The organism is Hydrogenophaga sp. ANAO-22 (assembly GCF_042466645.1).
Lineage (GTDB): Bacteria > Pseudomonadota > Gammaproteobacteria > Burkholderiales > Burkholderiaceae_C > Hydrogenophaga.
Map to the genome: position 1 here is coordinate 5,019,206 of NZ_CP159956.1, position 24,120 is coordinate 5,043,325.

Annotated in this window: 25 protein-coding genes; 13 read left to right on the forward strand and 12 right to left on the reverse strand. The window is 68.5% G+C overall.

Annotated features, from left to right (window positions below; all coding sequences use genetic code 11):
* The first annotated feature begins 63 nt into the window (after positions 1 to 63).
* The 5 genes from ABSY19_RS24345 (at position 64) to ABSY19_RS24365 (ending at position 5,362) form a co-directional block, all read left to right on the forward strand.
* On the forward strand, positions 64 to 234 hold the full coding sequence (locus ABSY19_RS24345) for a hypothetical protein (protein WP_171020127.1): 171 nt from the start codon (positions 64 to 66) through the stop codon (positions 232 to 234).
* Positions 235 to 383: 149 nt separating this feature from the next.
* A complete protein-coding gene (locus ABSY19_RS24350) occupies positions 384 to 866 on the forward strand; it encodes a MarR family winged helix-turn-helix transcriptional regulator (RefSeq protein WP_382156641.1) in 483 nt (160 codons plus the stop codon).
* Positions 867 to 925: 59 nt separating this feature from the next.
* Positions 926 to 2,383, forward strand: a complete 1,458-nt coding sequence (locus tag ABSY19_RS24355) for an efflux transporter outer membrane subunit (protein WP_382156643.1) — start codon at positions 926 to 928, stop codon at positions 2,381 to 2,383.
* 41 nt (positions 2,384 to 2,424) lie between these two features.
* The gene (locus tag ABSY19_RS24360; RefSeq protein ID WP_382156644.1) at positions 2,425 to 3,729 is read left to right on the forward strand and encodes an HlyD family efflux transporter periplasmic adaptor subunit; all 1,305 of its coding nucleotides are present in this window, start codon (positions 2,425 to 2,427) and stop codon (positions 3,727 to 3,729) included.
* Between the two features lie 16 nt (positions 3,730 to 3,745).
* Positions 3,746 to 5,362, forward strand: a complete 1,617-nt coding sequence (locus tag ABSY19_RS24365; protein ID WP_382156646.1) for a DHA2 family efflux MFS transporter permease subunit — start codon at positions 3,746 to 3,748, stop codon at positions 5,360 to 5,362.
* 13 nt (positions 5,363 to 5,375) lie between these two features.
* Here ABSY19_RS24365 and ABSY19_RS24370 read toward each other — a convergent pair whose 3' ends face one another.
* On the reverse strand, positions 5,376 to 6,038 hold the full coding sequence (locus tag ABSY19_RS24370) for a class I SAM-dependent methyltransferase (RefSeq protein ID WP_382156648.1): 663 nt from the start codon (positions 6,036 to 6,038) through the stop codon (positions 5,376 to 5,378).
* A gap of 78 nt (positions 6,039 to 6,116) precedes the next feature.
* Here ABSY19_RS24370 and ABSY19_RS24375 point away from each other — a divergent pair, with 78 nt between their 5' ends.
* The 3 genes from ABSY19_RS24375 to ABSY19_RS24385 are packed head-to-tail and all read left to right on the forward strand — an operon-like array spanning position 6,117 to position 7,713.
* On the forward strand, positions 6,117 to 6,461 hold the full coding sequence (locus ABSY19_RS24375) for a heavy metal-binding domain-containing protein (protein WP_382156650.1): 345 nt from the start codon (positions 6,117 to 6,119) through the stop codon (positions 6,459 to 6,461).
* Between the two features lie 51 nt (positions 6,462 to 6,512).
* Positions 6,513 to 7,031: a helix-turn-helix domain-containing protein gene (locus ABSY19_RS24380; RefSeq protein WP_382156652.1), complete on the forward strand. Its 519-nt coding sequence runs from the start codon at positions 6,513 to 6,515 to the stop codon at positions 7,029 to 7,031.
* Positions 7,024 to 7,713 (forward strand): nucleotidyl transferase AbiEii/AbiGii toxin family protein, encoded by a 690-nt coding sequence (locus ABSY19_RS24385; protein WP_382156654.1) that lies wholly within the window; start codon positions 7,024 to 7,026, stop codon positions 7,711 to 7,713. Before ABSY19_RS24380 ends, ABSY19_RS24385 begins: the two co-directional genes overlap by 8 nt.
* A gap of 15 nt (positions 7,714 to 7,728) precedes the next feature.
* On the opposite strand, the gene ABSY19_RS24390 is transcribed toward ABSY19_RS24385, so the two are convergent.
* Complete coding sequence (locus ABSY19_RS24390) at positions 7,729 to 8,334, reverse strand: glutathione S-transferase family protein (protein WP_382156655.1); 606 nt, start codon at positions 8,332 to 8,334, stop codon at positions 7,729 to 7,731.
* A gap of 115 nt (positions 8,335 to 8,449) precedes the next feature.
* Between ABSY19_RS24390 and ABSY19_RS24395 the strand changes: the two genes are divergently transcribed.
* Complete coding sequence (locus ABSY19_RS24395) at positions 8,450 to 9,424, forward strand: YafY family protein (protein WP_291116900.1); 975 nt, start codon at positions 8,450 to 8,452, stop codon at positions 9,422 to 9,424.
* Between the two features lie 2 nt (positions 9,425 to 9,426).
* Here ABSY19_RS24395 and ABSY19_RS24400 read toward each other — a convergent pair whose 3' ends face one another.
* Together ABSY19_RS24400 and ABSY19_RS24405 are read right to left on the reverse strand one after the other, a co-directional pair.
* Positions 9,427 to 10,653 (reverse strand): lytic murein transglycosylase, encoded by a 1,227-nt coding sequence (locus tag ABSY19_RS24400; RefSeq protein WP_382156657.1) that lies wholly within the window; start codon positions 10,651 to 10,653, stop codon positions 9,427 to 9,429.
* 35 nt (positions 10,654 to 10,688) lie between these two features.
* Positions 10,689 to 11,678, reverse strand: a complete 990-nt coding sequence (locus ABSY19_RS24405; RefSeq protein WP_382156659.1) for a ZIP family metal transporter — start codon at positions 11,676 to 11,678, stop codon at positions 10,689 to 10,691.
* Between the two features lie 112 nt (positions 11,679 to 11,790).
* Here ABSY19_RS24405 and ABSY19_RS24410 point away from each other — a divergent pair, with 112 nt between their 5' ends.
* The 4 genes from ABSY19_RS24410 to ABSY19_RS24425 all read left to right on the forward strand — a co-directional run bounded on the left by ABSY19_RS24410 (position 11,791) and on the right by ABSY19_RS24425 (position 14,833).
* The gene (locus ABSY19_RS24410) at positions 11,791 to 12,291 is read left to right on the forward strand and encodes a GNAT family N-acetyltransferase (protein ID WP_382156661.1); all 501 of its coding nucleotides are present in this window, start codon (positions 11,791 to 11,793) and stop codon (positions 12,289 to 12,291) included.
* Complete coding sequence (locus ABSY19_RS24415; RefSeq protein WP_382156663.1) at positions 12,281 to 12,700, forward strand: DUF5329 domain-containing protein; 420 nt, start codon at positions 12,281 to 12,283, stop codon at positions 12,698 to 12,700. Before ABSY19_RS24410 ends, ABSY19_RS24415 begins: the two co-directional genes overlap by 11 nt.
* 40 nt (positions 12,701 to 12,740) lie before the next feature.
* Positions 12,741 to 13,214 (forward strand): ASCH domain-containing protein, encoded by a 474-nt coding sequence (locus ABSY19_RS24420; protein ID WP_382156665.1) that lies wholly within the window; start codon positions 12,741 to 12,743, stop codon positions 13,212 to 13,214.
* Positions 13,215 to 13,435: 221 nt separating this feature from the next.
* The gene (locus ABSY19_RS24425) at positions 13,436 to 14,833 is read left to right on the forward strand and encodes a hypothetical protein (RefSeq protein WP_382156667.1); all 1,398 of its coding nucleotides are present in this window, start codon (positions 13,436 to 13,438) and stop codon (positions 14,831 to 14,833) included.
* A gap of 100 nt (positions 14,834 to 14,933) precedes the next feature.
* Here ABSY19_RS24425 and dnaJ read toward each other — a convergent pair whose 3' ends face one another.
* The 8 genes from dnaJ to ABSY19_RS24465 form a co-directional block, all read right to left on the reverse strand.
* Positions 14,934 to 16,070 (reverse strand): molecular chaperone DnaJ, encoded by a 1,137-nt coding sequence (gene dnaJ, locus ABSY19_RS24430; RefSeq protein WP_382156669.1) that lies wholly within the window; start codon positions 16,068 to 16,070, stop codon positions 14,934 to 14,936.
* A gap of 81 nt (positions 16,071 to 16,151) precedes the next feature.
* A complete protein-coding gene (dnaK, locus tag ABSY19_RS24435; RefSeq protein WP_382156671.1) occupies positions 16,152 to 18,092 on the reverse strand; it encodes a molecular chaperone DnaK in 1,941 nt (646 codons plus the stop codon).
* Between the two features lie 92 nt (positions 18,093 to 18,184).
* On the reverse strand, positions 18,185 to 18,745 hold the full coding sequence (gene grpE, locus ABSY19_RS24440; RefSeq protein ID WP_382156673.1) for a nucleotide exchange factor GrpE: 561 nt from the start codon (positions 18,743 to 18,745) through the stop codon (positions 18,185 to 18,187).
* A 146-nt stretch (positions 18,746 to 18,891) separates the two neighbouring features.
* Positions 18,892 to 19,221 carry a winged helix-turn-helix transcriptional regulator gene (locus ABSY19_RS24445; protein ID WP_382156675.1) on the reverse strand — a complete coding sequence of 110 codons (330 nt, stop codon included), beginning with the start codon at positions 19,219 to 19,221 and terminating at the stop codon, positions 18,892 to 18,894.
* 111 nt (positions 19,222 to 19,332) lie between these two features.
* On the reverse strand, positions 19,333 to 19,896 hold the full coding sequence (locus tag ABSY19_RS24450; protein ID WP_382156677.1) for a MarR family winged helix-turn-helix transcriptional regulator: 564 nt from the start codon (positions 19,894 to 19,896) through the stop codon (positions 19,333 to 19,335).
* Positions 19,897 to 19,911: 15 nt separating this feature from the next.
* Positions 19,912 to 21,603: an acyl-CoA dehydrogenase family protein gene (locus tag ABSY19_RS24455; RefSeq protein ID WP_382156679.1), complete on the reverse strand. Its 1,692-nt coding sequence runs from the start codon at positions 21,601 to 21,603 to the stop codon at positions 19,912 to 19,914.
* The gene (locus ABSY19_RS24460; RefSeq protein WP_382156681.1) at positions 21,600 to 22,340 is read right to left on the reverse strand and encodes an ABC transporter ATP-binding protein; all 741 of its coding nucleotides are present in this window, start codon (positions 22,338 to 22,340) and stop codon (positions 21,600 to 21,602) included. The genes ABSY19_RS24455 and ABSY19_RS24460 overlap by 4 nt, the downstream gene beginning before the upstream one ends.
* A 10-nt stretch (positions 22,341 to 22,350) precedes the next feature.
* The gene (locus ABSY19_RS24465) at positions 22,351 to 24,120 is read right to left on the reverse strand and encodes an ATP-binding cassette domain-containing protein (RefSeq protein ID WP_382156683.1); all 1,770 of its coding nucleotides are present in this window, start codon (positions 24,118 to 24,120) and stop codon (positions 22,351 to 22,353) included.

The window sequence follows — 24,120 nt, forward strand, 5'->3', positions numbered from 1 at the left end:
TGGGAGAGGGCGCGCCGTCTATGGCCTAATAGCGGCTTTTGCAATCTCTCTCAGGAACCAGCCATGGGCAACAAAATCGTCACCGAAGCCGACCGCAAAGCCACTCCCCGTCCGAAGCCCGTCGCTGGCGTCACCCTGACCACGCCCGGCCGTGGCCAGCGCGTGAGCCTGGAGCGTGGTGTGGCCACGCGCAGCAAGAAGAACCCGGGCAAGCGCTCGAAGAAGGGCGGCTGATCGCCCCCTGGCCCACCCGGCCAGGCCCCAGACAGAAGGCCCGCATCGCGGGCCTTTTCGTTTTTTCGGCGCGGCTTTTTTGGCCCTCTCGCGCTCGCGGGCTTTTTTGAAGCCAAGACAAATATTGCCTAGGCATGTATATTCGCGGCATGCCTCGCACCACCCCGACCCCCGCCTTCTACGACGGACACAACTTCACGCCCGACCAGAGCGTGGGTTACCTCATGAAGCGCGTGATGATGTCCATCGTCTACCAGGCCGACAAGCGCCTGTGCCTGCACGACCTCACCACCGCGCAGTGGGGGCCGCTGATGAAGCTGCGCATGCAGGGCACGGCCACCGTGGCCGAACTCGCGCGCTGGTCGCAGATCGACGCCGGTGCCATGACGCGCCTGCTCGACCGCCTGGAAAAGAAAGGCCTGTGCACGCGCGTGCGCTCCACCGAAGACCGCCGCGTGGTGGTGGTGGAACTCACGCCCGAGGGCAAGGCCGCCATGGAACACGTGCCCGAGGTGCTGGCCGATGTGATGAACCAGCACCTGGCCGGTTTCAGCAAGACCGAGTGGCAGGCGCTGCTGGGTTACCTGCGCCGCATGGTCGAGACGGGCGAGGCACTGAAGGACTCCGGTTGACGGACCGTTCGTGAACCCCCGCCTCATCGACTTGTTGACCCCATTACTTGCCTAAGCAAATGAAGCCCCATCAAATATTCCCCGCACGCCGCACGGTGGCCGCCCTGAGCACCCTGGCCTTGGCCGCCGTGCTCGCGGCCTGCGCCAGCAGCGCGGGCATTCAATCGCAATCCACGGTGCTGGAGCCGCAGGCCGTGGGCCTGGCGCAACCCGCCGGCAGCGGCGCGGCCACCGCCGAACCGGTGCCCGCCGACTGGTGGCGCGGCTGGGGCGATGTGTCCCTGACCCAGGTGATCGACCAGGCCCTGCAGGCCCAGCCTTCGCTGAAGGTGGCCGAGGCCCGCCTGCGGCGCGCCCAGGCCGCCACGGCCGGCGAAGAGGCCAACGACGGCCTGAAGATCAACGGCAGTGCCGACGCCACGCGCCAGCACTTCAGCGCCAACAGCATCTACCCGGCGCCGCTGGGCGGCTCCACGCGCACGCTGGCGAACGCGCAGATCGCCGGCAGCTGGGAGTTCGACTTTTTCGGCCTGCACCGCTCCGCGATCGAAGCCGCCGTGGGCAGCGAGCGCGCCGCCGCCGCCGACCTGCAGGCCGCGCGCAACGTGCTGGCCAGCAACGTGGCGCAGACCTATGTGCAGCTCGGCCGCCTGCTCGCGCAGCGCGAGGTGGCGCAGCAGGCCCTGACCCAGCGCGAGCAGATGCTGGGCCTGATTCGCCAGCGCGTGGACGCCGGGCTGGACACGCGCGTGGAGCTCAAGCAGGGCGAGGGCGCGCTGCCCGACGCGCGCGTGCAGATCGAGCAGCTGGACGAACAGATCGTGGCCACGCGCCACGCCCTGGCCGCGCTCGCGGCCCTGCCGCCGGCCAGCTACGACCAGTTGAAGCCCGACCTGCAGGCCCTGCGCACCCTGGCGCTGCCCGAGGTGTTGCCGGCCGACCTGCTGGGCCGCCGCCCCGACATCACCGCCGCGCGCTGGCGCATGGAAGCGGCCACCAAGGGCGTGGACGTGTCCAGGGCGCAGTTCTATCCCAACGTGAGCCTCACCGCCTTCGTGGGCCTGTCCAGCATCGGGCTGGACCGCCTGGTCGATTCGGGCAGCCAGCAGTACGGCATCGGCCCCGCGATCCACCTGCCGATCTTCGACGCCGGCCGCCTGCGCGCGCAACTGCGCACCCGCACGGCCGACCTCGACGCCGCGGTGGAAAGCTACAACGGCGCGGTGCTCGAAGCGGTGCGTGAAACCGCCGACCAGCTCAACGCCCGCCAGTCGCTGGAGCGCCAGCGCGAGCAGCAGGCGCAGGCGCGCAGCGCGGCCGAGGCGGCTTACGACATCGCCACCCAGCGCTACCGCGCGGGCCTGAGCGGTTACCTCACCGTGCTCAGCGCCGAGACCTCGCTGTTCAGCCAGCGACGCCAGACCGTGGACCTGCAGGCGCGGGCCCTGTCCACCCAGGTGGCGCTGGTGCGCGCCCTGGGGGGCGGCTTCGCGCCCGACACCCCGGCCTCGCACTGACTTCCCTTTTTCATCTTGCTCACCGACCAACGGAGCCCCTCATGACCACCCCTTCCGACACCACCGCACCGCAAGGCAACCCCGCCCGCAAGAAAGCCCTGACCGCCGTGAGCGCGGTCGTGCTCGCCGCCGGCCTGGGTTACGCCGCCTACTGGGCCCTGGTGCTCAACCACTACGAAACCACCGACAACGCCTATGTGCAGGGCAACGTGGTGCAGATCACGCCGCAGGTGGCGGGCACCGTGGTGGCGATCAGCGCCAACGACAACGACCACGTGCAGGCCGGCCAGTGGCTGGTGCGCCTGGACCCGACGGACGCGAAGATCGCGCTCGAACAGGCCGAGGCCCAGCTCGCGCAGACGGTGCGCGAGGTGCGCACGCTGTACGCCAACAACCGCACCCAGGGCGCCCAGATCGCCCTGCGCGAAGCCGACCTGGCGCGCGCGCAGGCCGACCTGCAGCGCCTGCAGGACGACGTGGCACGGCGCCAGCCGCTGGTGGCCTCGGGTGCCGTGGGCCAGGAAGAGTTCAAGCACGCGACGGCGCAGCTCGCCGCCGCGCGCAGCGCCACCGAGGCGGCCCGCGCGGCCGTGCTCGCCGCGAAGGAACAGCTGGCTTCGAACCAGACGCTGACCGAAGGCATCGCGGTCGACCAGCACCCCAGCGTGCTGCGCGCGTCGGCCCGCGTGCGCGAGGCCTATGTGGCGCTCAAGCGCGTCGAATTGCAGGCGCCGGTGGCCGGCTACGTGGCCCGCCGCAACGTGCAGCTGGGCCAGCGCGTGCCGGCCGGTTCGCCGCTGCTGTCGGTGATCGCGCTCGACCAGGTCTGGGTGGACGCCAACTTCAAGGAAAGCCAGCTCAAGAACCTGCGGCTGGGCCAGCCGGTGGAACTCAGCGCCGACGTGTACGGCAAGAACGTGACCTACCGCGGCACCATCGAGGGCCTGGGCGCGGGCACCGGCGCGGCCTTCGCGCTGCTGCCGGCGCAGAACGCCACCGGCAACTGGATCAAGGTGGTGCAGCGCGTGCCGGTGCGCGTGCGCCTGGACGCCAAGGAACTGGTGGACCACCCGCTGCGCCTGGGCCTGTCGATGGAAGCGCGCGTGGACGTGAGCAAGACCGACGGCCGCATGCTGGCCGATGCGGCCGCCGCGCCGCAGGAGGTGCAGACCGCCGTGTTCGAACAGGACAACCGCGAAGCCGACACGCGCGTGCAACAGATCATCGGCCAGCACGGTGGTGGTGGGTCGCGCACGGCGGCCGCCACGCGGGCGCCCGCCGCCCCTGCCGCGCCGGCCCTGCCGGCCGCGCCGGTGAGCACGGGCTCGGTGGCCCTGGCCCGTTGAACCGGCGCTGACCGCCATGGCCGACAGCCACGCCCTTCCCGCCTCGGGGGCCTTGCCCGCCGAGGCCCCACCGCCGGCGCCCGCGCCGAGCGCCTCGCCACCGGTGTTCGAGCCCCTCAAGGGCGCGCAGCTGGTGCTGGGCACGCTCGCGCTGTCGCTGGCCACGTTCATGAACGTGCTCGACACCTCGATCGCCAACGTGTCCATTCCCGCGATCGCGGGCGACATGGGCGTGAGCCCGGCGCAGGGCACCTGGGTCATCACCTCGTTCGCGGTGGCCAACGCCATCTCGGTGCCGCTCACCGGCTGGCTCACGCAGCGCTTCGGGCAGGTGCGCCTGTTCACCATGAGCGTGCTGCTGTTCGTGGTCGCCTCCTGGCTGTGCGGCCTGGCGCCCAACATCGGCCTGCTGATCGCGTTCCGCGTGCTGCAGGGCCTGGTGGCCGGCCCGATGATCCCGCTCTCTCAGACGCTGCTGCTGGCGAGCTACCCGCGCGCCAAGGCGGGCACCGCCATGGCCATGTGGGCCATGACCGTGCTGGTCGCGCCCGTGGCCGGGCCGCTGCTGGGCGGCTGGATCACCGACAACATCTCCTGGCCCTGGATCTTCTACATCAACATCCCGGTGGGCCTGGTGGCCGCCGCGCTCACCTGGTCCATCTACCGCAGCCGCGACCCCGGCCCGCGCCGCGTGCCGCTGGACGTGATCGGCCTGGTGCTGCTGGTGCTGTTCGTCGGCGCCATGCAGATCATGATCGACATGGGCAAGGAGCTGGACTGGTTCGAGTCGGGCGAGATCATCGCGCTGGCCGTGGTGGCGGTGGTGAGCTTCCTGTTCTTCCTGGCCTGGGAGCTGACCGACAAGCACCCCATCGTGGAGATCCGCCTGTTCGCGCGGCGCAACTTCGTCACCGGCACGCTCGCGCTGTCCATCGCCTACGGCCTGTTCTTCGGCAACGTGGTGCTGTTGCCCTTGTGGCTGCAGCAGCACATGGGCTACACGGCCACCTGGGCCGGCCTGGCGACGGCGCCGGTGGGCCTGCTGGCCATCGTGCTCTCGCCCTGGGTGGGCAAGAACGTGAGCCGCATCGACCCGCGCAAGCTCGCCACCGTGGCCTTCCTCGGCTTTGGCGCGGTGCTGTGGATGCGCTCGAACTTCAACACCCAGGCCGACTTCATGACCATCCTGATCCCCACGCTGTTGCAGGGGGCGGCCATGGCGTTCTTCTTCATTCCGCTGCAGGCCATCGTGTTCTCGGGCCTGCAGCCGCAGCAGACGCCGTCGGCCGCGGGTCTGTCCAACTTCGTGCGCATCACGGCGGGCGCGGTGGGCACCTCGCTGTTCACCACGCTGTGGGAAAGCCGGGCCTCGCTGCACCACGCGCAGCTGGTGGAGTCCATCCACACCGGCAACGCCACCGCCATGGCCACGCTGGACCAGCTCGTGGGCAGCGGCATGAGCCGCGAACAGGCGCTGACCACGATCGACCGCCTGATCAACCAGCAGGCCTTCACGCTGGCCGTGACCGACCTGTTCTACCTCTCGGCGGCGCTGTTCTTCGTGCTGGTGGCGGTGATCTGGTTCTCCAAGCCGGTGCTCGGCGGCTCCGTGGACGCGGGCGGCGCGCACTGAGCGCCGCCGCAGTTCAGCGCGTGAAGCTCAGGAAGCGGCCCTTGTAGGCCTCGCCGTCTTCCAGCTGCCGGTCGGCCGCCTGCATGCTCAGCGTGAAGCCCAGCGCGGCCATGTCGCGGCCGAAGGCCGCGCGGTTGCCACGGTCGGGGTCCACGATGATCACCACCGCCTGGGGCGCGGCGTGGCGGAAGATGAAGGCCGCGAGCTGCGCCGGCTGCTGGCGCTCGTAGAGCAGGTCGCTGCCCACGATGAGGTCGAAGCGGCCCAGGGCCGGGTTGTCGGTGGCGGCGGTGCTTTCCCAATTGCCTGCCTGGTAGGGCATGGGGCCCAGGCCGTTGAGGGCCAGGTTGTGCCGCAGGAATTCTTCGGTCAGCGGGTGCCAGTCGCTCACCGTCACGTCGCCGCCGCGCCGGTGCATCACCAGGCTGGCCAGCGCCAGGCCCGCGCCGATTTCCAGCACGCGCAATCCCGCGATGGGGTGCGTGAGCATGGCCAGCGCGAGCACGCGCGAGGAGGGCCACACCTGCCCGAAATGCGACCAGCCGGCCGGTGGCAGGCCGATGTCGGCCGCGTGGTGCTGGGTGTCGGTGTACTGCTGGTCGTCGAGCAGCCGACGGATGTGCCAGTCTTCGCCGCCGAGGCTGAGGGTCTCGGTCCGGACTTGGTAGCCTGGCATGGGAGCTTTCGTGGAGGGTGTGGCCCACGGTACCATGCCCGGGCACCCGGCGGGCGGTGCGTTTGCGGGAGTGTTCACATGGGCTGGTTTTCCAAGAGCAAGGACGGCTTCTTCCTCAGCACCACCACGCCGGAAGGCGTGGAGCGGTCGCAGTACCTGGGCATCGTGCACGGCGAGGCCATCATCGGCGCCAACATCTTCCGCGACCTGTTCTCTTCGGTGCGCGATGTGGTGGGCGGGCGCGCCGGTGGCTACGAGCGCGCCCTCTCGGGCGCGCGCGACGCCGCCATGGAAGACCTCATGGAATCGGCGCGCGAGATGGGCGCCACCGGCGTGATCGGCATCGACTTCGATTACGAGGTGCTGGGCGAGACCAACGGGATGATGATGGTCGCCGTGAGTGGTACAGCGGTGAAACTTTAGTCTGCATATTTTGCTTTCCAAAAATGGCGTATTTTGTATAAAATACGATTCATGCCAGCCTATGCCAAGCCGTTGGATGAAGACGCCCGATTGCTGGCGGAGCTGGGCATGCGGCTGCGCCTGGCGAGGAAGCGCCGGGGCATGAGTGCCGAGAAGCTCGCCGAACTCGCGGGCATCACCCGCGTCACGCTCCATCGGCTGGAGGTGGGGGAGCCGGCGGCGGCCAGCCTGGGCACGCTCACCCGGGTGCTCGGTGCGATGGGCATGGCGGGCGATCTGACGCTGCTGGCCAGGGACGACCGCGTGGGGCATCAGCTGCGCGATGCCAGCCTGCTGGCACCGAAGAGGCCCCCGTTGCCGCGCCTGATCGCCCTGAAGGATCTGCCGTATCTGCGGACGGTGGCGGCATGGCACCTGCCCGATGAGGACACGAAGCTCACGCCCGAGGAGGTGTTCGGCCTGTACGAACGCAACTGGCGGCACATCGAGCCCGAGAAGATCGTGGGCAAGGAAGCGGCGGTGCTCAAGAAGCTGACGAACACGGTGGGCAAGGGGGTGCTGCTTGTTTGAGCGTGAGCACCACCAGCGCATCGCGGCGATCTTGGAGCGCCTGGACGTCCAGGCGCTGCTCAAACACCGCTGCCTGTTCGGTGGCGGGACGGCGATCGCCTTGTCCCGGGGGGAGTACCGCGAATCGGTGGACATCGATTTCATCTGTCCTTCGATCGACGGTTATCGGGGCTTGCGCGAAACGGTGGACGCCCGTCACCTCGACTGGCTCTTTGCCCAGCCCGTGGATCTCGTGCGCGAACCCCGGGTCGATCAGTACGGCATTCGCCTGGCGGTGGCGGTCGATGCCGTGCCGGTCAAGCTGGAAATCATTTTTGAAAGCCGGGTCGAATTCACCGATCCCCTGCCCGAAGACAGGATCTGCGGCGTGTGGGCGATGGCGGTCGAAGACCTGACCGCCACCAAGCTCATGGCGAACGCGGACCGGTATGCCGACGACGCGGTGATGAGTCGGGATCTCATCGATCTCGCGATGTTGGCGGACGGCCACGTGCTGAACGCCGCTGGCGCGGCCAAGGCCCGGCGCGCTTACGGCAAGGGCATCGACAAGGCCTTTGGACGTGGCAAGGAGCTTCTGCTCGAGCGGGACGGTCGCTTGTCCCGCTGCATGAAAGCCATGCGGATGCCCCCACCCGAAGCGGCCTGGCGAGAGCGCCTCTCGCGCCTCTTGCTGGAGGCTTGAGGCCTGCGCCCGGCCTCAGGCGTCGATCTGCATCGCCGGCCGGGCCTGCACCTTGCCCAGCCAGGCCGCGACATGCGGGTGCGAGCCCACCGGCGCGCCGATGTAGGCGCTGTAGCCGATCACCGAGCCCACGATCAGGTCCACCAGCGAATAGGCGGCGCCGAGCATCCAGGGCTGGGCCGCCAGGCGCGCGTCCAGCAGCGCGAGCAACTGGTCCAGCCCCTTGTGCGCCGACGTGCCGTGGGCGTCGTCGGGCGTGCCCATGTCGCGCGCGGCCTGCAGGCGCACCAGCTGCGCGCCGTAGGTCACGTAGGACCAGGTGCTCCACGCCATCGCCTGCAGGCGCTCGGGCGTGCCCTCGGCCGGCCACAGGCCCTTCTTCACGCCGTAGGTCTCGCCCAGCCACATCTCGATCGCCAGCGCCTCGAACAGGGGCGCGCCGTCCACCGTCATGGTGGGCACCTTGCCGTTGGGGTTGAGGGCCAGGTAGTCGGGGCGGCGCTGTTCGCCTTTCGTGATGTCGATCTTCACGCGGTCGTGTTTCACGCCCAGTTCGGCGAGGGCGCAGGCGACCGGGGTGGCGCTGGACATGGGGTGCCAGTAGAGAACGATCTGGGACATGGTGGACTCCTGAAAGGGGGTTGAAGCATCGGCCCGACACCGCGTCGGGCACGTGCCTGCAATGTCGCGCCTATTGCGGACAGTTTCGGCCCTCGATTCGAGGTAGAGTGGCGCCATGCTTTCGTCGTCCTCACGGCTGCTGCGCGTGTTGTCCCTGCTGCAGACCCGCAGCCACTGGGCGGGCACCGAGCTGGCCGAGCGGCTGGAGGTGCATCCCCGCACCCTGCGGCGCGACATCGACCGCCTGCGCCAGCTCGGCTACCCCATCCACGCCAGCAGCGGCGTGGCGGGTGGGTACGCGTTTCGCGCGGGCCAGTCGCTGCCGCCGCTGCTGCTGGACGACGAAGAGGCGCTGGCCGTGGCCATTGCCTTGCAGGTCGCCGCCTCGGGCACCGTGAGCGGGGTGGAAGAGAGCTCGCTGCGCGCCCTGGTGAAGCTGGAGCAGGTGATGCCCACCCGGCTGCGCCGCCGCACCGGCGCGCTGCGCTCGGCCATCGTGCCCTTGCAGCGCGGCGGGCCGACCATCGATGCGGGCGTGCTGGCGCTGCTGGCCGTTGCCTGCCGCGACCAGCTGCAGGTGGGCTTCCACTACCGCGACATGCGCGGCCAGAGCAGCGTGCGCACGGTGGAGCCGCAAGGCCTGGTGCACACCGGCAGCCGCTGGTACCTGGTGGCCTGGGACCCCGCGCGCGACGACTGGCGCACCTTCCGCATCGACCGCGTGGAAGGCGCGCCGAGCACCGGCGCGCACTTCACGCCACGGGCCGCGCCGGCGGGCGACCTGCGCGCCTATGTCTCGGGCACGCTGGCGGGGGTGCAGCACGGCGACGAGGCGCGCGTGGTGCTGCACCGGCCCCGCGAGGCGATGGCGCGCATCATCCCGGCCTCCGCCGCGACGCTCGAAGCCATCGACGACACGCGCTGTCTCATGCGGTGTGGCGCCGGCCAACTGGATTCACTGGACTCGCTGGCCTACTGGCTCATGGCGATGGACGTGGACTTCGACGTGCTGGAGCCGCCCGCGCTGCACGAGCGCCTGCGCGCGGCCGGCGAGCGCCTGGCGCGCAACCTGGCCCGCGCGGGCCGCTGATTTCAGCTGCCGCGCAGCGCCTTCAGCAGCTTCTGGCCGGCGCGCCCGCTGGCTTCCTGCCCCAGGCGCTCCTGCTCGGCGCGGATCGCCACGCGGCTCTTCTCGCCCAGCATGCCGTCCACCTCGCCGATGTCGTGGCCGCGCGCGATCAGCAGGGTCTGCACCTCGCGGCGCTCGGCGCGCGAGAGGCCCGGGTCGTCGGTGGGCCAGGGCGTGACGAAGGGGCCGCCGCCGCGCAGCCGGTCCGACAGGTGCGCGATCGCCAGGCCATAGCTCTCGGCCGCGTTGTAGCTGTAGATCGCGTCGAAGTTGCGCAGCACCAGGAAGGCCGGCCCCTGCGGCCCGGCGGGGGTGAGCAGGCCGGCGCTGCCGCTGGCCGGCAGGGGCGAACCATCCACCCGCTTCACGCCGCGCGCCACCCAGTCTTCCATGGTGCGCTTGGTGCGGCGGCCTTCGTTGCCGGCGTTGAAGCCGGGGGGCAGCTTCACCTCGAAGCCCCAGGGCTGGCCGCTCTGCCAGCCGGCCTTGGCGAGGAAGTTCGCGGTCGAGGCCAGGGCATCGGGCGTGCTGTCCATCAGGTCGGCGCGGCCGTCGCCATCGAAGTCCACCGCCAGCCGCTCGAAGGTGCTGGGCATGAACTGCGTGTGGCCGAAGGCGCCGGCCCACGAACCCACCAGCCGGTTGGGCGCGATGTGCCCGGCCTGCAGGATGCGCAGCGTCGCGTAGAACTCGGTGCGGAAATAGGCCTGCCGCCGACCGAAGCAGGACAGCGTGCCCAGCGACTGCACCAGCGGCGACTTGCCGAAGGTCTGGCCGAAGTTGCTCTCCACCCCCCACACCGCCACCACCGTGGCGGGGTCCACGCCGAAGCGCTCCTGCACCCGCTTGAGCGTCTCCGCGTGCAGCGCCAGCATGGCCTGGCCCTCGGCCACGCGCTGCTCGTCCACCAGGCCGGCGAGGTAGTCCCAGATCGCGGTGCGGAACTCGGGCTGGAAATTCAGCTTGTCGATCACGCTCATGTCGGGCACCAGGCCCAGTGTGTGCTGCGTGAAGGTCGCCTCGCTCACGCCCACCGCGCGGGCGGGCGCGCGCAGCGTGTTCAGGCAGTTCTCGAATTCCTGCGGTGCGGGCGCCGGGGTGGGGCTGGGGGCCTGTGCCAGGCCGGCGGTGGCGAACAGGGCGGTGCAGAGGGCGGCGAGCAGGGGCGGGGCGGGGCGTCGGGCTTTCATGCGCCCGATCTTAGCCACGCACCCCGCCGGGGGCCTCAGTTCAAGGCGGCATCGAGTAACAGCATGAACACGAAACCCGCCAGCAGCGTGCCCGTGGCCAGGGTTTCGAAGCCGTTGCGGTGCGTCTCGGGAATGATCTCGTGGCTCACCACGAACAGCATCGCGCCGGCCGCCAGGGCCAGGCCCAGCGGGTAGAACGCCGGCAGGCTGCCCAGCACCGCGAGGCCGAGGATGGCCCCCAGCGGCTCGGCCAGGCCGGTGAGCGCGGCCACGCCCCAGGCCTGCGCCGCGCTGCGGCCCAGCGTGCGCAGCGCCATGGCCACGATCAGGCCTTCGGGCATGTTCTGCAGGCCGATGGCCAGCGCCACCGAGGCGCCGGCCTGCGCGCCCGCCGCGTCCTGCGGGCCGGCATAGGCGGCGCCCACGGCCAGGCCTTCGGGCACGTTGTGGATCAGGATGGCCAGCACCATGAGCTTGGCACTCTGCACGGCGCCGGGCGTGTGCGCGCTGGCGGCATGGCCCGGCGCGGCCGGCGGCAGCACCGCGTGTTCGTGCGGCGTGAAGCGGTCCACCGCCAGCATCAGGCCCATGCCCAGCGCCAGGCCCGCGCCACTGAGCGCGGCCGCGCCGGTGCGGCCACCGAACAGCGCCTGGCCCGCATCGAGCGAGGGCAGCAACAAGGCGAAGATCGCCGCCGCCAGCATCACGCCGGCCGAGAACGACAGCAGGGCCGCCTCCTGCAGCTTGCTCACGCGCTGCACCAGGAACACCGGCAGCGCGCCCACGGCCGTGGCCACCGCGGCCAGCAGCGAGGCCTGCACGCCGGCCGCCATGGCGCTGCCGTGTTCGGCCGCGTCCCACCAGGCGCGCGTGGGCGCCCAGAAGGTGCTGAGCGAGGCCAGGCCCGCCATCACCAGCAGGCCGGTGCCCAGGGCCAGCAGGGCGTTGCGCAGGGCGTGGGGCGGCAGCGGCAGTTGCTGCAGCTGGACCCAGGCGGGTCGGACTTGTCGGATCAGTTCGGCCATGGAAGCTCCCGCGTCGAATGGAAAGTGGCGTTTAGTTTGACAAAAACTATCGAGAAAGGCCAATCGATGTTGCCAATGAAGGGGATAGGGCGCGCCGGTACAGTCGGGCAGGATGAACTCGTCGATCGCCCCCCTCGCCGAACCCCACTTCAACGAGCTTCACGCGGTGCTCGATGCGGTGGCGCGTGAAAAGCGCTTCCTCGCGCTGACGCAGGCGCCGCCCCTGGCCGAGACCATCGCCTTCTTTCGGCAGAACCTGGACCACGATCGCCCGCATTTCGTCGCGCTGATCGACGGTGCCGTGGTCGGCTGGTGCGATGTGCTGCCGGTGTTTGGCCAGTCGCGGGCGCACATTGGTGTGCTGGGCATTGGCCTGTTGCCCTCGGCGAGGCACCGGGGCCTGGGCCGGCAGCTCATGGCCGCGGCCATCGACAAGGCGTGGCGCCAGGGCCTGACGCGCATCGAACTCACCGTGCGCGCGGACAACCCCAACGCGCGCACGCTCTACGAGCGCCTGGGCTTTCAGCTCGAAGGCGTGCAACGGCAGGCGTTCCGGGTGGACAGCCAATTCATCGACAGCCATGCCATGGCTTTGCTGCGCCATGCGGCCTGACCGGCTCGCTCCACCCCGGCGCGCATGGGCGCGTTGGCCGGTGCTGGTCGTGGTGCTGGCGGGCGTGTGGGGCGCCGCGTTCGCCGACCCCACGCCTGCGCCCGTGCGCGCGGAGATCGACGCCATGCTGAACCGCCTCGAAACCTCGGGCTGCCAGTTCCTGCGCAACGGCAGCTGGCACGACGGCGCGCGGGCCAAGGCGCACCTGCTGGACAAGCTCGCCTACATCGAGAAGCGGGGCACGGTGCAGAGCGCGGAGCAGTTCATCGAGCTGGCCGCGTCGCGCAGCAGCCTCTCGGGCCGGCCGTACCAGGTCCGCTGTGGCGGCCAGGCGCCGGTGGAAAGCCGACGCTGGCTGGGCGATCAGCTCACGGCCCTTCGCGGGGCTGCGGGTGGCGCCAAGCCCTGAGGCGGTGAGTGCCTCCCGCACAATACCGGCCATGTCACCCATGCCTCCCCCCATCGCCGAGTTCTGGCAGGCCTTTGTCGCGTCGACCGCCGGCGTGGACGAATCGCGTTTCTACGAAGCGTTCTACTTCGCCGACAGCGAGGCCCTGGCGGATTCGCTCGCTGAACTCGTGCTGTCCGGCACGAAGCGCGCGACGGCCTCGGCCTTATGGACTTTCGAGGCGCAGGGCAGGCGCGCGCCGGTGCCGGGCGACCTCAGCGTCGTGACCAACTGGGCCGGTGTGCCGCAATGCGTCATCGAAACCGTGGCCGTCGACCGGGTTCCCTTCAACCAGGTCAGCGCCGAGTTCGCGGCCACGGAGGGCGAGGGCGATGGTTCGCTGACGTACTGGCGCGAAGCGCACGAGCAGTTCTTCCTGCGCGAGTGCGCCTTGCATGGTCGCGCCTTCACCGAGGACATGCTGCTGGCCTGCGAGCGCTTCAAGGTGGTGTATCGGCCCTCTTCGTCACCGTGAGATAGGTAAAAGGAATAGAAAGGAGAAATCTTTGAATTGGACCTGTGCGCACCGACGGTGATTTACTGCAATGACGGCAGCGCAGGCGTCAACATTCGGCGCCACTGCCGCGGATTCATTGCTGTTGTCTGCGTTCTTGTGGCCCGTCAGTATTCCGACAGGCTCCGTTTTTCGCTGACTTCAATGAAGCTCAAGGTCGGCAACATAACGGAGACAATCGCATGGTGATTTGCAGAAGTGTTCATTGGACCCGCATCCGCGCAATGGCGGCGATTGGCATTGCAGCCATCCTGCCTCTTGAGTCGGCCTACGCCGACGTGTACCCGGTTCGCAACAAGGGGGCGACCAAGGTTCAGGTCATCGAGCAACGCCACATGCCTGAGACCTTGAACGGCGCCCTCGGCGGCCCCGGTCATGTCGTCGCGAAATTTTCCGATCTGATTCAGAAGGCCATTGCCTACAAGACCGCCCATCCATCCGAAACGGTGGAGATTCGTTCGGCCACCTTCAGGATGGCCATGAACGTCTATGTGGGATTCAATCCGGCGAATCCTTCGACGTATCTCGATGTCTCCAATACCGACTTCGCGGGGGCCGATTCCGAAAAGTTGCTTTGGTCGTACTGCAAGGCGGCGCAGGCCGGGGTGAAGGTGCAAATGATCATCCACGAGAAAAGCGAATCCAACGTTTCTCTGGCGGCGATCACGAACTACCTCGACGCCAATGGCGGGCCCAACCTGTCTTATCGCATCGTGGGCTGGGGAGAAGGCTCCGACGAACAGATGCACAACAAGTTCCTGCTCATCAACAAGACGCGCACCGGCACAACCGAACAGCACAGCGTCGTCTACACCGCGACCGCCAACTTCGACGAGTGGCGGGCGTATGGCCCGGTCAGCAGCCACAACTGGCACCAATCGGGTGTGGTTCTCAACCAAAACAGCGCCCTCTATGGGGCTTACCAGAAATACTTCGACAGTGCGCTCTGGCCGCACGCCCAGAATTCAAACCCGAACGCCTTCCGGACCGCCATGCAGAATCTGCACTCAGCCCCAGGCGGTCTGAACTACGCCGAGGATGCGGACGGTATCTCGGCGTATTTCTATCCTTATTTCGCGTCCAACGTGTGGACGACCAGCGGCAATCCGGTCGCCAAGATCATGAACATCATCAACACGGGCGCCAATGTGACCGCTCCTTACGTGAAGATGAATCAGGCCTACCTCCGCTTCAGCAATGGCAATTGGTCGGAGTTCGGTACGCACTTCATGACGGACATCAGGGAGATGGCTTTGCAGCATGGCCTCAACCTGGCGAGCCCATCGACGTCGAACGTCAAGTTCGTTGTGATGGATGCTGACAATGGCAGCTCCGATTTCAGCCCGTTGGCGAGTTCCAATGTTCACCTGAACAAGAAAACTCATGCGAAAAACTTCCAGTTCGCGCTGACGATTGGCGGAACCCCGCATTACTACTCGCTCAGTGGTTCGACCAATGCGAAACACAACGACTTTATGCTCAAGGCGAACAACATGATCGTGATCCATGAAGTCGGTGCCGCGGCCAAGGAGGTTTATCTGGACTTCGGCGACATGTTCACCTACATGTTCAGCCAATAACGGATGCAGCCCGTCGTGCTGATCCGGGCGTTCCACAACGACTGAGGCCTCGCCATGAAAAAGCGGCGCCGAGGCGCCGCTTTTTTTTGGAGATGGCCGATCAGCTGAAGAACGACTTGGCCTTCTCGAACCAGCCCTTGTCGTTCGGGCTGTGCTTGTGGCCGCCTTTCTTGAACGACTCGTCGAGCTCCTTGAGCAGCTTGCGCTGGTGCTCGGTGAGCTTGATCGGCGTTTCCACCGCCACGTGGCAGTACAGGTCGCCGGGGTAGCTGCTGCGCACGCCCTTGACGCCCTTGCCGCGCAGGCGGAAGGTCTTGCCGCTCTGCGTGCCTTCGGGCAGGTCGATGGTGGCCTTGCCCGCCAGCGTGGGCACGTCGATCTCGCCACCCAGGGCGGCCACCGTCATGCTCACCGGCACCTGGCAGTGCAGGTCGTCGCCCTCGCGCTCGAAGATGTCGTGCTTGCGCAGGCGCACTTCGATGTAGAGGTCGCCCGAGGGGCCGCCGTTCTGGCCGGGTTCGCCGTTGCCGGTGCTGCGGATGCGCTGGCCGTCGTCGATGCCGGCGGGGATCTTGATCTCCAGCGTCTTCTGCTTCTTGATCTTGCCCTGGCCGTGGCAGGTGGTGCAGGGCTCGGGAATGATCTTGCCCTGGCCATGGCAGGTGGGGCAGGTCTGCTGCACGCTGAAGAAGCCCTGGCGCATCTGCACCGAGCCTTGGCCGTGGCAGGTGGTGCAGGTCTTCACGCTGGTGCCGGGCTTGGCGCCGGTGCCGCTGCAGGTCTCGCAGTTGTCCCACGAGGGAATGCGGATCTGCGTTTCCTTGCCGGCGGCGGCCTCTTCGAGCGAGATTTCCATCGCGTAGGAGAGGTCGGCACCGCGGTACACCTGGCGCCCGCCGCGCTGGCCGCCGCGCGCGCCACCGAAGATGTCGCCAAAGATGTCGCCGAACGCGTCGCCAAAACCGCCGAAGCCTTCGGCACCACCGGCACCGCCGCGCATGTTGGGGTCCACGCCCGCGTGGCCGTACTGGTCGTAGGCCGCCTTCTTCTGCGGGTCCGACAGCATCTCGTAGGCCTCCTTGGCCTCCTTGAACTTCTCTTCGGCCGCCTTGGCCGCATCACCCTGGTTGCGGTCGGGGTGGTGCTTCATCGCCAGCTTGCGATACGCCTTCTTGATCTCGTCGTCGCCGGCGTTCTTGGGCACGCCCAGCACTTCGTAAAAATCGCGTTTAGCCATGGTTTCTTGCGGTTCGTTTGGAGCACAAACGCCGCGTCAGGTTGCCCGGACGCGGCGAATGGGGTGGGAAGCGGGCCCCGATCAGCCCTTCTTCACTTCCTTGACTTCGGCATCGACCACGTCGTCGTCGTCCGGCTTGCTGCTGCCTTGCGGTGCGGCATCGGCGCCAGCACCACCCGCGGCGGCGGCGGCTTCGGCCTGCGACGCGGCGTACACCTTCTCGCCCAGCTTCTGGCTCGCGGCCATCAGGGCTTCGGTCTTGGCCTCGATGGCTTCCTTGTCCTCGCCCTTGGCGGCTTCTTCCACGTCCTTCAACGCGGCTTCGATGGCTTCCTTCTCGGCGCCTTCGAGCTTGTCGCCGTGTTCGCCCAGCGACTTCTTCACGCTGTGCACCATGGCTTCGGCCTGGTTGCGGGCCTGCACCAGCTCGACCTTCTTCTTGTCGTCGGCGGCGTTGAGCTCGGCGTCCTTCACCATCTGCTGGATCTCGTCTTCCGACAGGCCCGAGTTCGCCTTGATGGTGATCTTGTTTTCCTTGCCGGTGCCCTTGTCCTTGGCGCCCACGTGCAGGATGCCGTTGGCGTCGATGTCGAACGAGACCTCGATCTGCGGCATGCCGCGCGGCGCGCTCGGGATGCCTTCGAGGTTGAACTCACCCAGCAGCTTGTTGCCCGAGGCGATCTCGCGTTCGCCCTGGAACACCTTGATGGTCACGGCCGGCTGGTTGTCCTCGGCGGTCGAGAAGGTCTGCGCGAACTTGGTCGGGATCGTGGTGTTCTTCGTGATCATCTTGGTCATCACGCCACCCATGGTCTCGATGCCCAGGCTCAGCGGGGTCACGTCGAGCAGCAGCACGTCCTTGCGGTCGCCGGAGAGCACCTGGCCCTGGATGGCGGCACCCACGGCCACGGCTTCGTCGGGGTTCACGTCCTTGCGCGGTTCCTTGCCGAAGAATTCCTTCACCTTTTCCTGCACCTTGGGCATGCGGGTCATGCCGCCGACCAGGATCACGTCGTGGATGTCGGACACGCTGATGCCGGCGTCCTTGATGGCGGTGCGGCAGGGCGCGATGGTGCGCTCGATCAGCTCTTCCACCAGGGCTTCGAGCTTGGCGCGCGTGAGCTTGATGTTCAGGTGCTTGGGACCCGAGGCATCGGCCGTGATGTAGGGCAGGTTCAGGTCGGTCGCGGCCGAGCTGGAGAGCTCGATCTTGGCCTTCTCGGCGGCTTCCTTCAGGCGCTGCAGCGCGAGCACGTCCTTGGACAGGTCGACGCCTTGCTCTTTCTTGAACTCGCCAATGATGTAGTCGATGATGCGCTGGTCGAAGTCTTCACCGCCCAGGAAGGTGTCGCCGTTGGTGGAGAGCACCTCGAACTGTTTCTCGCCATCGACGTCGGCGATCTCGATGATGGACACGTCGAACGTGCCGCCACCCAGGTCGTACACGGCGATCTTGCGGTCGCCCTTTTCCTGCTTGTCCAGGCCGAAGGCCAGGGCCGCGGCGGTGGGCTCGTTGATGATGCGCTTGACGTCCAGACCGGCGATGCGGCCGGCGTCCTTGGTGGCCTGGCGCTGGGCGTCGTTGAAGTACGCGGGCACCGTGATCACGGCTTCCGTGACCGGCTCGCCCAGGTAGTCCTCGGCGGTCTTCTTCATCTTGCGCAGGATGTCGGCGCTGACCTGCTGGGCCGAGATCTGCTTGCCGCGCACTTCCACCCAGGCGTCGCCGTTGTCGGCGGCCACGATGGAGTAGGGCATGAGGTTGATGTCCTTCTGGACTTCCTTTTCGGTGAACTTGCGGCCGATCAGGCGCTTGATCGCGTACAGCGTGTTCTTGGGGTTGGTGACGGCCTGGCGCTTGGCCGAGGCGCCCACCAGCACTTCGCCGTCTTCCTGGTAGGCCACGATCGACGGCGTGGTGCGCGCACCCTCGGCGTTCTCGATCACCTTGGTGTTGTTGCCTTCCATGATGGACACGCACGAGTTGGTGGTGCCCAGGTCAATGCCGATGATTCGTCCCATGTTGTTGCTCCGATGCGAAAAGTGAGGATGTTGTGAAAAACGATGTGGGGAAGGTGTGGATAACCGGCGGGTATTTCAAGCCCGCCGGGTGATCATTTGGGGGCTGCCACCGTCACCAGGGCCGGGCGCAGCACGCGGTCGGCGATGAGGTAACCCTTCTGCAGCACGCTGACCACGGTGTTGGCTTCCTGGTCGGCAGGCACCATGCTGATGGCCTGGTGCTGGTGGGGGTCGAACTTCGCGGCCCCGGTCGGGTTGATTTCCAGCACCTTGTGGCGCTCCAGCGCGCTTTTGAGCTGCTTGAGCGTGGCCTCGGTGCCTTCGCGCAGCTGTTCGCGCGTGGCGTCCGTGATGGCCAGGCCGGCTTCGAGGCTGTCGGCGACGGCCAGCAGGCTCTCGGCAAAGCTCTCCACGGCGAACTTGCGGGCCTTGCTGACCTCTTCCTCGGCGCGGCGGCGGGCGTTTTCGGCCTCTGCCTTGGCGCGCAGAAACTGGTCGGCCAGGTCGGCGTTCTGGGCCTTGAGCGTGGAGAGATCCTGGGTCAGGGCGGCGACGGCATCGGCCTGGTTGGCGGCCTCGGCGGCCAGGGCCTCTTCGGGGCTCACAGGCGCGTTCGGGTCGGGCTGGGCGGTATGGGGTGTCGTCTGGCTCATGGGTCTTTGAAGTGCGTGAAGTCAATGGCCAGGACGGCCATGCAGGGCAATTGGGGCCGACGGGCCCGGATTCAAGGGTGGGAGGTGGCACTTTGGCCACCGGTGGACGCTGCCGGCGCGAAGGCGGGCTGTCCAGGGGCGTGATTCTATGTCCCGGCGGGCAGGGGATGGGCGGCGCGCGCCTGCTGGTGTGACCATTTGCCCGCGAATTGCTGCACTTCCACCAGCCGGCGCGCCAGATCGGCGCCCTGGGTGGTGAGCCGGTAGCCGTGGCCGCTGTGGTCCACGAGGCGGGCGGCGCGCAGCTCTTTCAGGCGGGTGTTGAGCGTGTTCGGGGTGACGCCGCCCACGCTGTCCTGCAGGAGCCGGAAGGTCTGGGGGTGGCCGTCGCTCAGGGCCCAGATCACGCGCATGGCGTAGCGCGATTCCAGCAAGTCGAAGAGTTGCATCACGGCAGCGTTGTCCTTGGCACTCATGCGAGGTCTCCTGCGACGGGCCCGTCTGGTTCTCGCAATATACGGCCCGCGCTACCGGTTTGCTAGCTGCGGGAACCCCCGTTCTGTGGCGCAAAGGCCAAGGCTACGGACTTACCCGGATTGCGCGGGCGTGGCCGGGCGGCGGTAGACCTTGCGCAGCAGGCCGATGAGGGTCTGCAGCTCCTCGGGCGAGAGGCGGTCGGCCACGTCGCGCTCCAGCGCGGTGGCCGTGGCCTGGGCCTCGCGGTACAGGCGCTCGCCGGGCGCCGAGAGGTGCAGGCCCTGGGCGCGCCGGTCGGTGGGGTGGGGTTTGCGCAGGATCAGGCCGCGTTTCTGCAGGCTCTTGACCATGCCCACCAGGTTGGGTGGCAGGATGTCCAGGGCGGCGCAGATCTGGCGCGAGGTCACGCCCGGGTTGTGCGCGACCACCGAGAGCACGGAAAAGTCCACCGGCCGCATGCCGAAGGGCTCCATGCGGCGCAGGAACACGGTGATCACGGCCAGCGCGGTGCGCCGCGCGTTGTAGCCCAGCAGGGTTTCGAGGTAGCTGGTGTCGATCTCTGGCCCGGTGCTCTCCGGCGCGCTGTCCAGCGGCGCCGGGGCGGCGGGCTTGCGCGGGCCGCGCGGGCGCCGCAGGGCGTTGGCGGTGGAGATGGTGGGGGAGGTCGCGGACATGGGTGGTCGCGGAGCTTAGCTGACCAGGGTGGCGTCCATCATGGCCAGGCGCATCTCGAACTCGGGCCAGACCCAGCGCCAGAAGGCGGCGCGGGCCTGGGCGCCGTGGCCGGCGGTGGCGGCCAGGCGCTCCCAGGCCCAGGCCATGAGCAGCAGGGCGGTGGCGCGCAGGAAGTCGTCGGCCAGCCAGAACGGGCGCTCGGCCGAGGCGCCGGCCATGGGCACGACGCGCTCGCGCACGAAGTCGCCGAAACGCGCCAGGGCGCCGCGGGTGGCCGCCGCCTCGGGCAAAGCGGCCAGGTCGCTGTTGAGGTCGGCCAGCAGGGCCTGCAGCGCGGCCGCGCCGTCGGGCAGGGTCTTGCGCACCAGCAGGTCGATCGCCTGGATCTCGTTCGTGCCCTCGTAGATCATGGCCACGCGCGCGTCGCGCACGTGCTGCTCGATGCCCCATTCGCGCACGTAGCCGTGGCCGCCGAACACCTGCAGGCAGGCGCTGGCGCCGCTGAAGGCCTGCTCGGTCCAGGCGGACTTGAGCACCGGCGTGACCAGGCTGCACCAGCGCGCGGCGGCCTCGCGCCGGGCGGCGTCGGGATGGTGTTTCTGGGTGTCGAGTTCGAGCGCGGTGCGGTAGGCGATCACGCGCCCGGCGTCGATCCAGGCGCGTTGGGTGCCCAGGATGCGCTGGATAGCAGGATGCAGGGCGATCGGGTCGGCCTCGCCGGCCTTGCTCGTGGTGCCGGGCGCGCGCATCTGGCGGCGCTCCTGCGCGTAGGCATGGGCTTTCTGCCAGGCGGCGTCGAGCAGGCCCACGCCTTGCAGGCCCACCAGCAGGCGCGCCGCGTTCATCATGACGAACATGGCGTTGAGGCCCTTGCCGGGCTCGCCGACCAGGGAGGCGGCGGCCTCGTCGAAGCGCATCACGCAGGTGGGGCTGCCGTGGATGCCCATCTTTTCCTCGATGCGCTCGCAGTGCACGGCGCTGCGGTTGCCATCGTCCTCGAACTTGGGCACCAGGAAGAGCGAGAGGCCCTTGGGGCCGGGCGGCGCGTCGGGCAGGCGCGCGAGCACCAGGTGCACGATGTTGTCGGCCAGGTCGTGTTCGCCGCCGGAGATGAAGATCTTGGTGCCGGTGAGGGCGTAGCGCCCGTCGGCCAGCGGCACGGCTTTGGTGCGCACCAGGCCCAGGTCGCTGCCGGCGTGGGGCTCGGTCAGGCACATGGTGGCGAGCCATTCGCCCGAGGCCAGCTTCTCCAGGTAGCGGGCCTTGAGTGCGTCGCTGGCGTGGTGCCGCAGGCATTCGTAGGCGCCGTGCAGCAGGCCGGGGGCCATGGTCCAGCCGTGGTTGGCGGCGTTGAGCATCTCGTGCAGCACCGCTTCCACCACGGTGGGCAGGCCCTGGCCGCCGTCTTCGGTGGCGCTGGCCAGCGAGGGCCAGCCGGCCTGCCAGAAGGCCTGGTAGGCGTCGCGGAAGCCGGGCGGCATGGTGACCGCGCCAGCGTTCCATTGCGCGCCCACTTCGTCGCCTTCGCGGTTGAGCGGGGCGATCACCTCGCCGACGAATTTGCCCGCTTCCTCGATCACCTGCGTGAGCAGGCCGGTGTCGGCGTGCTCGGCCAGCGCGGGCAGTTCGGCGATGCGCTCGTGCGCGCGCAGCACGTCGAACAGCACGAAGGCGTGTTCGGCGGCGCGGGGCTGGTAGGCGTTCATGCGGCGGTGGCTTTGCGCGCGGTGCCGAGGTAGGTCTCGATCACGCGCGGGTCGCTGGCGAGTTCGCTGGCAGGGCCCTGGGCGCTGAGTTCGCCCATCTCGAGCACGTAACCATGGTCGGCCACCTGCAGCGCGGCGCGCGCGTTCTGCTCCACCAGCACGATGGTCACGCCGGTCTGGCGCAGGCGGTCGATGATGGCGAAGATCTCCTTGACGATCAGCGGCGCCAGGCCCAGGCTGGGCTCGTCGAGCATCAGCAGGTCGGGCGCGGACATGAGGGCTCGGCCCACGGCCAGCATCTGGCGCTCGCCGCCCGAGAGCGTGCCGGCGAGCTGGACGCGGCGCTCCTGCAGGCGCGGGAAGATGCTGTAGACGTCGTCCAGGCGGCTGCGCCACTGGGCGTTGCCCAGGCGCATCTGGCGGAAACCGCCGAGCAGCAGGTTGTCTTCCACCGCCATGGTGCCGAACAGCTCGCGCTTCTCGGGCACCAGGGCCATGCCGTTCATCACGCGCTCTTCGAGCGTGAGGGCGCTGATGTCCTGCCCGCGGAACTCGATCGCGCCCTGGCCGGGCAGGATGCCCATGAGGGTGTTGAGCAGCGTGGACTTGCCCGCGCCGTTGGGGCCGATCACGGTGATCACGCCGCCGGCTCGCGCCTGCAGGTCGATGCCGTGCAGCACCTCGGCGCGGCCGTAGCCGGCGCGCAGGCCCTTGACTTGAAGAATGGGGTTGCTCATGTCTCGTGCCTCAGTGTTCCGTGCCCAGGTAAGCGGCGAGCACCTTGGGGTCCTGCTGCACCTGCTCGGGCGGCCCCTGCGTGAGCAGGGTGCCGAATTCCATCACCACCAGGTGGTCGCAGATCTGCATCACCAGGTCCATGTCGTGCTCCACCAGCAGGATGCTCATGCCTTCGGCCTTGAGCTGGCGCAGCACGCCGGCCAGGGCCTGCTTCTCCTTGTGGCGCAGGCCGGCGGCGGGTTCGTCCAGCAGCAGCAGGGTCGGGTCGGCGCACAGAGCGCGCGCGATTTCCATCAGGCGCTGCGGGCCCATGGCCAGGTTGCCGGCCTGTTCGTGCAGGTACTCGCCCATGCCGATGCGCTCGAGCTGGCGCTGCGCCTCGCGGAACAGCTGGCGTTCCTCGGCGCGGTTGGCGCGCAGCATGGCGGGCAGCACGCCCTTGCGGCCGCGCGTGTGCGCGCCCAGGGCCACGTTCTCGAGCACCGTCATGTCCGGGATCATCTTCACGTGCTGGAAGGTGCGCGCCATGCCCAGTTGCGCGATGGCGCGCGAGGGCTTGCCGATCACGTTGCCGCCCTGGAAGCGCACCTCGCCGCTGGTGGCGGGCAGCACGCCCGTGATCAGGTTGAAGGTGGTGGACTTGCCGGCGCCGTTGGGGCCGATCAGGCCGACGATCTGGCCGGCGTGGATCTGGAAGCTGATGTCGTTCACCGCCACCAGGCCGCCGAACTGCATGCGCGCCTTCTGCACGTCCAGCACCAGCTCGCCAGCGGCGGGCTTGGCGCGCTCGGGCAGGGCGGCGGCGTTCTGCCAGTCCACCGCGCGCGGTTTCGGCGCCTTGCCCTTGCCGACCACGGACCACAGGCCGTCGGGCAGGTACTTGAGCACCACCACCAGCGCGATGCCGAAGACGATCACCTCGTAGCTGCCGCTGGTGCCGATCAGGCGGGGCAGCAGCACCTGCAGCTGGTCTTCCAGCACGCGGATGAGGCCGGCGCCGACGATGGCGCCCCACACGTGGCCCACGCCGCCGATCACCGCCATGAACAGGTACTCGATGCCCATCTTCAGGCCGAAGGCCGAGGGGTTCACCGTGCGCTGGAAGTGCGCGAGCAGCCAGCCCGCCACAGAGGCGAACAGCGCGGCCAGCACGAACATGGTGACCTTGTAGCGGAAGGTGTTGATGCCCATCGCCTCGGCCATCTGCGAGCCGCTCTTGAGCGAGCGCATGGCGCGGCCCGCGCGCGAGTCCAGCAGGAACAGCAGCGCGGCGACGAAGGCCAGCAGGATGACCCAGGTCAATACGAAGAAGGCGCGGCCCTGGCCGATGTCGAAGCCGCCGATGGACAGGCTCTTGATGCCCAGCAGGCCGTCGTACTTGCCCAGCGCGTCCAGGTTGCCCATGAGGTAGTACAGCGACAGGCCCCAGGCGATGGTGGCCAGCGGCAGGTAGTGGCCCGACATGCGCAGCGTGATCAGGCCGACGATGAGCGCGCTGCCGGCGGTCAGCGCCATGCCGATGAACAGCGTGAGCCAGGGCGACATGCCCAGGTTGAGCGTGAGCCAGGCCGTGGTGTACGCGCCGATGCCGACGAAGGCCGCCTGGCCGAACGAGGTGAGGCCGCCCACGCCGGTGAGCAGGATCAGGCCCAGCACCGTCATGCTGTAGATGCCGATGTAGTTGAGCTGTGTGACCCAGAAATCGGGCAGGGGCGCGAGCGCAAGCAGCGGGATCGCGATGGCCAGGATCAGCAGGCCGATGTGTGGAATGCGGGGCAT

What these genes read in the sequence shown, in the direction of transcription:
- ABSY19_RS24355 (WP_382156643.1), top strand. Translation starts at nt 926, where the DNA reads ATGAAGCCCCATCAAATATTCCCCGCACGCCGCACGGTGGCCGCCCTG.
- ABSY19_RS24410 (WP_382156661.1), top strand. Translation starts at nt 11,791, where the DNA reads ATGAACTCGTCGATCGCCCCCCTCGCCGAACCCCACTTCAACGAGCTT.
- ABSY19_RS24405 (WP_382156659.1), bottom strand. Translation starts at nt 11,678, where the DNA reads ATGGCCGAACTGATCCGACAAGTCCGACCCGCCTGGGTCCAGCTGCAG.
- ABSY19_RS24400 (WP_382156657.1), bottom strand. Translation starts at nt 10,653, where the DNA reads ATGAAAGCCCGACGCCCCGCCCCGCCCCTGCTCGCCGCCCTCTGCACC.
- dnaK (WP_382156671.1), bottom strand. Translation starts at nt 18,092, where the DNA reads ATGGGACGAATCATCGGCATTGACCTGGGCACCACCAACTCGTGCGTG.
- ABSY19_RS24420 (WP_382156665.1), top strand. Translation starts at nt 12,741, where the DNA reads ATGCCTCCCCCCATCGCCGAGTTCTGGCAGGCCTTTGTCGCGTCGACC.
- ABSY19_RS24375 (WP_382156650.1), top strand. Translation starts at nt 6,117, where the DNA reads ATGGGCTGGTTTTCCAAGAGCAAGGACGGCTTCTTCCTCAGCACCACC.
- ABSY19_RS24445 (WP_382156675.1), bottom strand. Translation starts at nt 19,221, where the DNA reads ATGAGTGCCAAGGACAACGCTGCCGTGATGCAACTCTTCGACTTGCTG.
- ABSY19_RS24370 (WP_382156648.1), bottom strand. Translation starts at nt 6,038, where the DNA reads ATGCCAGGCTACCAAGTCCGGACCGAGACCCTCAGCCTCGGCGGCGAA.
- ABSY19_RS24390 (WP_382156655.1), bottom strand. Translation starts at nt 8,334, where the DNA reads ATGTCCCAGATCGTTCTCTACTGGCACCCCATGTCCAGCGCCACCCCG.
- ABSY19_RS24395 (WP_291116900.1), top strand. Translation starts at nt 8,450, where the DNA reads ATGCTTTCGTCGTCCTCACGGCTGCTGCGCGTGTTGTCCCTGCTGCAG.
- ABSY19_RS24455 (WP_382156679.1), bottom strand. Translation starts at nt 21,603, where the DNA reads ATGAACGCCTACCAGCCCCGCGCCGCCGAACACGCCTTCGTGCTGTTC.
- ABSY19_RS24350 (WP_382156641.1), top strand. Translation starts at nt 384, where the DNA reads ATGCCTCGCACCACCCCGACCCCCGCCTTCTACGACGGACACAACTTC.
- ABSY19_RS24365 (WP_382156646.1), top strand. Translation starts at nt 3,746, where the DNA reads ATGGCCGACAGCCACGCCCTTCCCGCCTCGGGGGCCTTGCCCGCCGAG.
- ABSY19_RS24380 (WP_382156652.1), top strand. Translation starts at nt 6,513, where the DNA reads ATGCCAGCCTATGCCAAGCCGTTGGATGAAGACGCCCGATTGCTGGCG.
- ABSY19_RS24450 (WP_382156677.1), bottom strand. Translation starts at nt 19,896, where the DNA reads ATGTCCGCGACCTCCCCCACCATCTCCACCGCCAACGCCCTGCGGCGC.
- ABSY19_RS24345 (WP_171020127.1), top strand. Translation starts at nt 64, where the DNA reads ATGGGCAACAAAATCGTCACCGAAGCCGACCGCAAAGCCACTCCCCGT.
- ABSY19_RS24425 (WP_382156667.1), top strand. Translation starts at nt 13,436, where the DNA reads ATGGTGATTTGCAGAAGTGTTCATTGGACCCGCATCCGCGCAATGGCG.
- ABSY19_RS24465 (WP_382156683.1), bottom strand. Translation starts at nt 24,120, where the DNA reads ATGCCCCGCATTCCACACATCGGCCTGCTGATCCTGGCCATCGCGATC.
- ABSY19_RS24460 (WP_382156681.1), bottom strand. Translation starts at nt 22,340, where the DNA reads ATGAGCAACCCCATTCTTCAAGTCAAGGGCCTGCGCGCCGGCTACGGC.
- ABSY19_RS24415 (WP_382156663.1), top strand. Translation starts at nt 12,281, where the DNA reads ATGCGGCCTGACCGGCTCGCTCCACCCCGGCGCGCATGGGCGCGTTGG.
- grpE (WP_382156673.1), bottom strand. Translation starts at nt 18,745, where the DNA reads ATGAGCCAGACGACACCCCATACCGCCCAGCCCGACCCGAACGCGCCT.
- dnaJ (WP_382156669.1), bottom strand. Translation starts at nt 16,070, where the DNA reads ATGGCTAAACGCGATTTTTACGAAGTGCTGGGCGTGCCCAAGAACGCC.
- ABSY19_RS24360 (WP_382156644.1), top strand. Translation starts at nt 2,425, where the DNA reads ATGACCACCCCTTCCGACACCACCGCACCGCAAGGCAACCCCGCCCGC.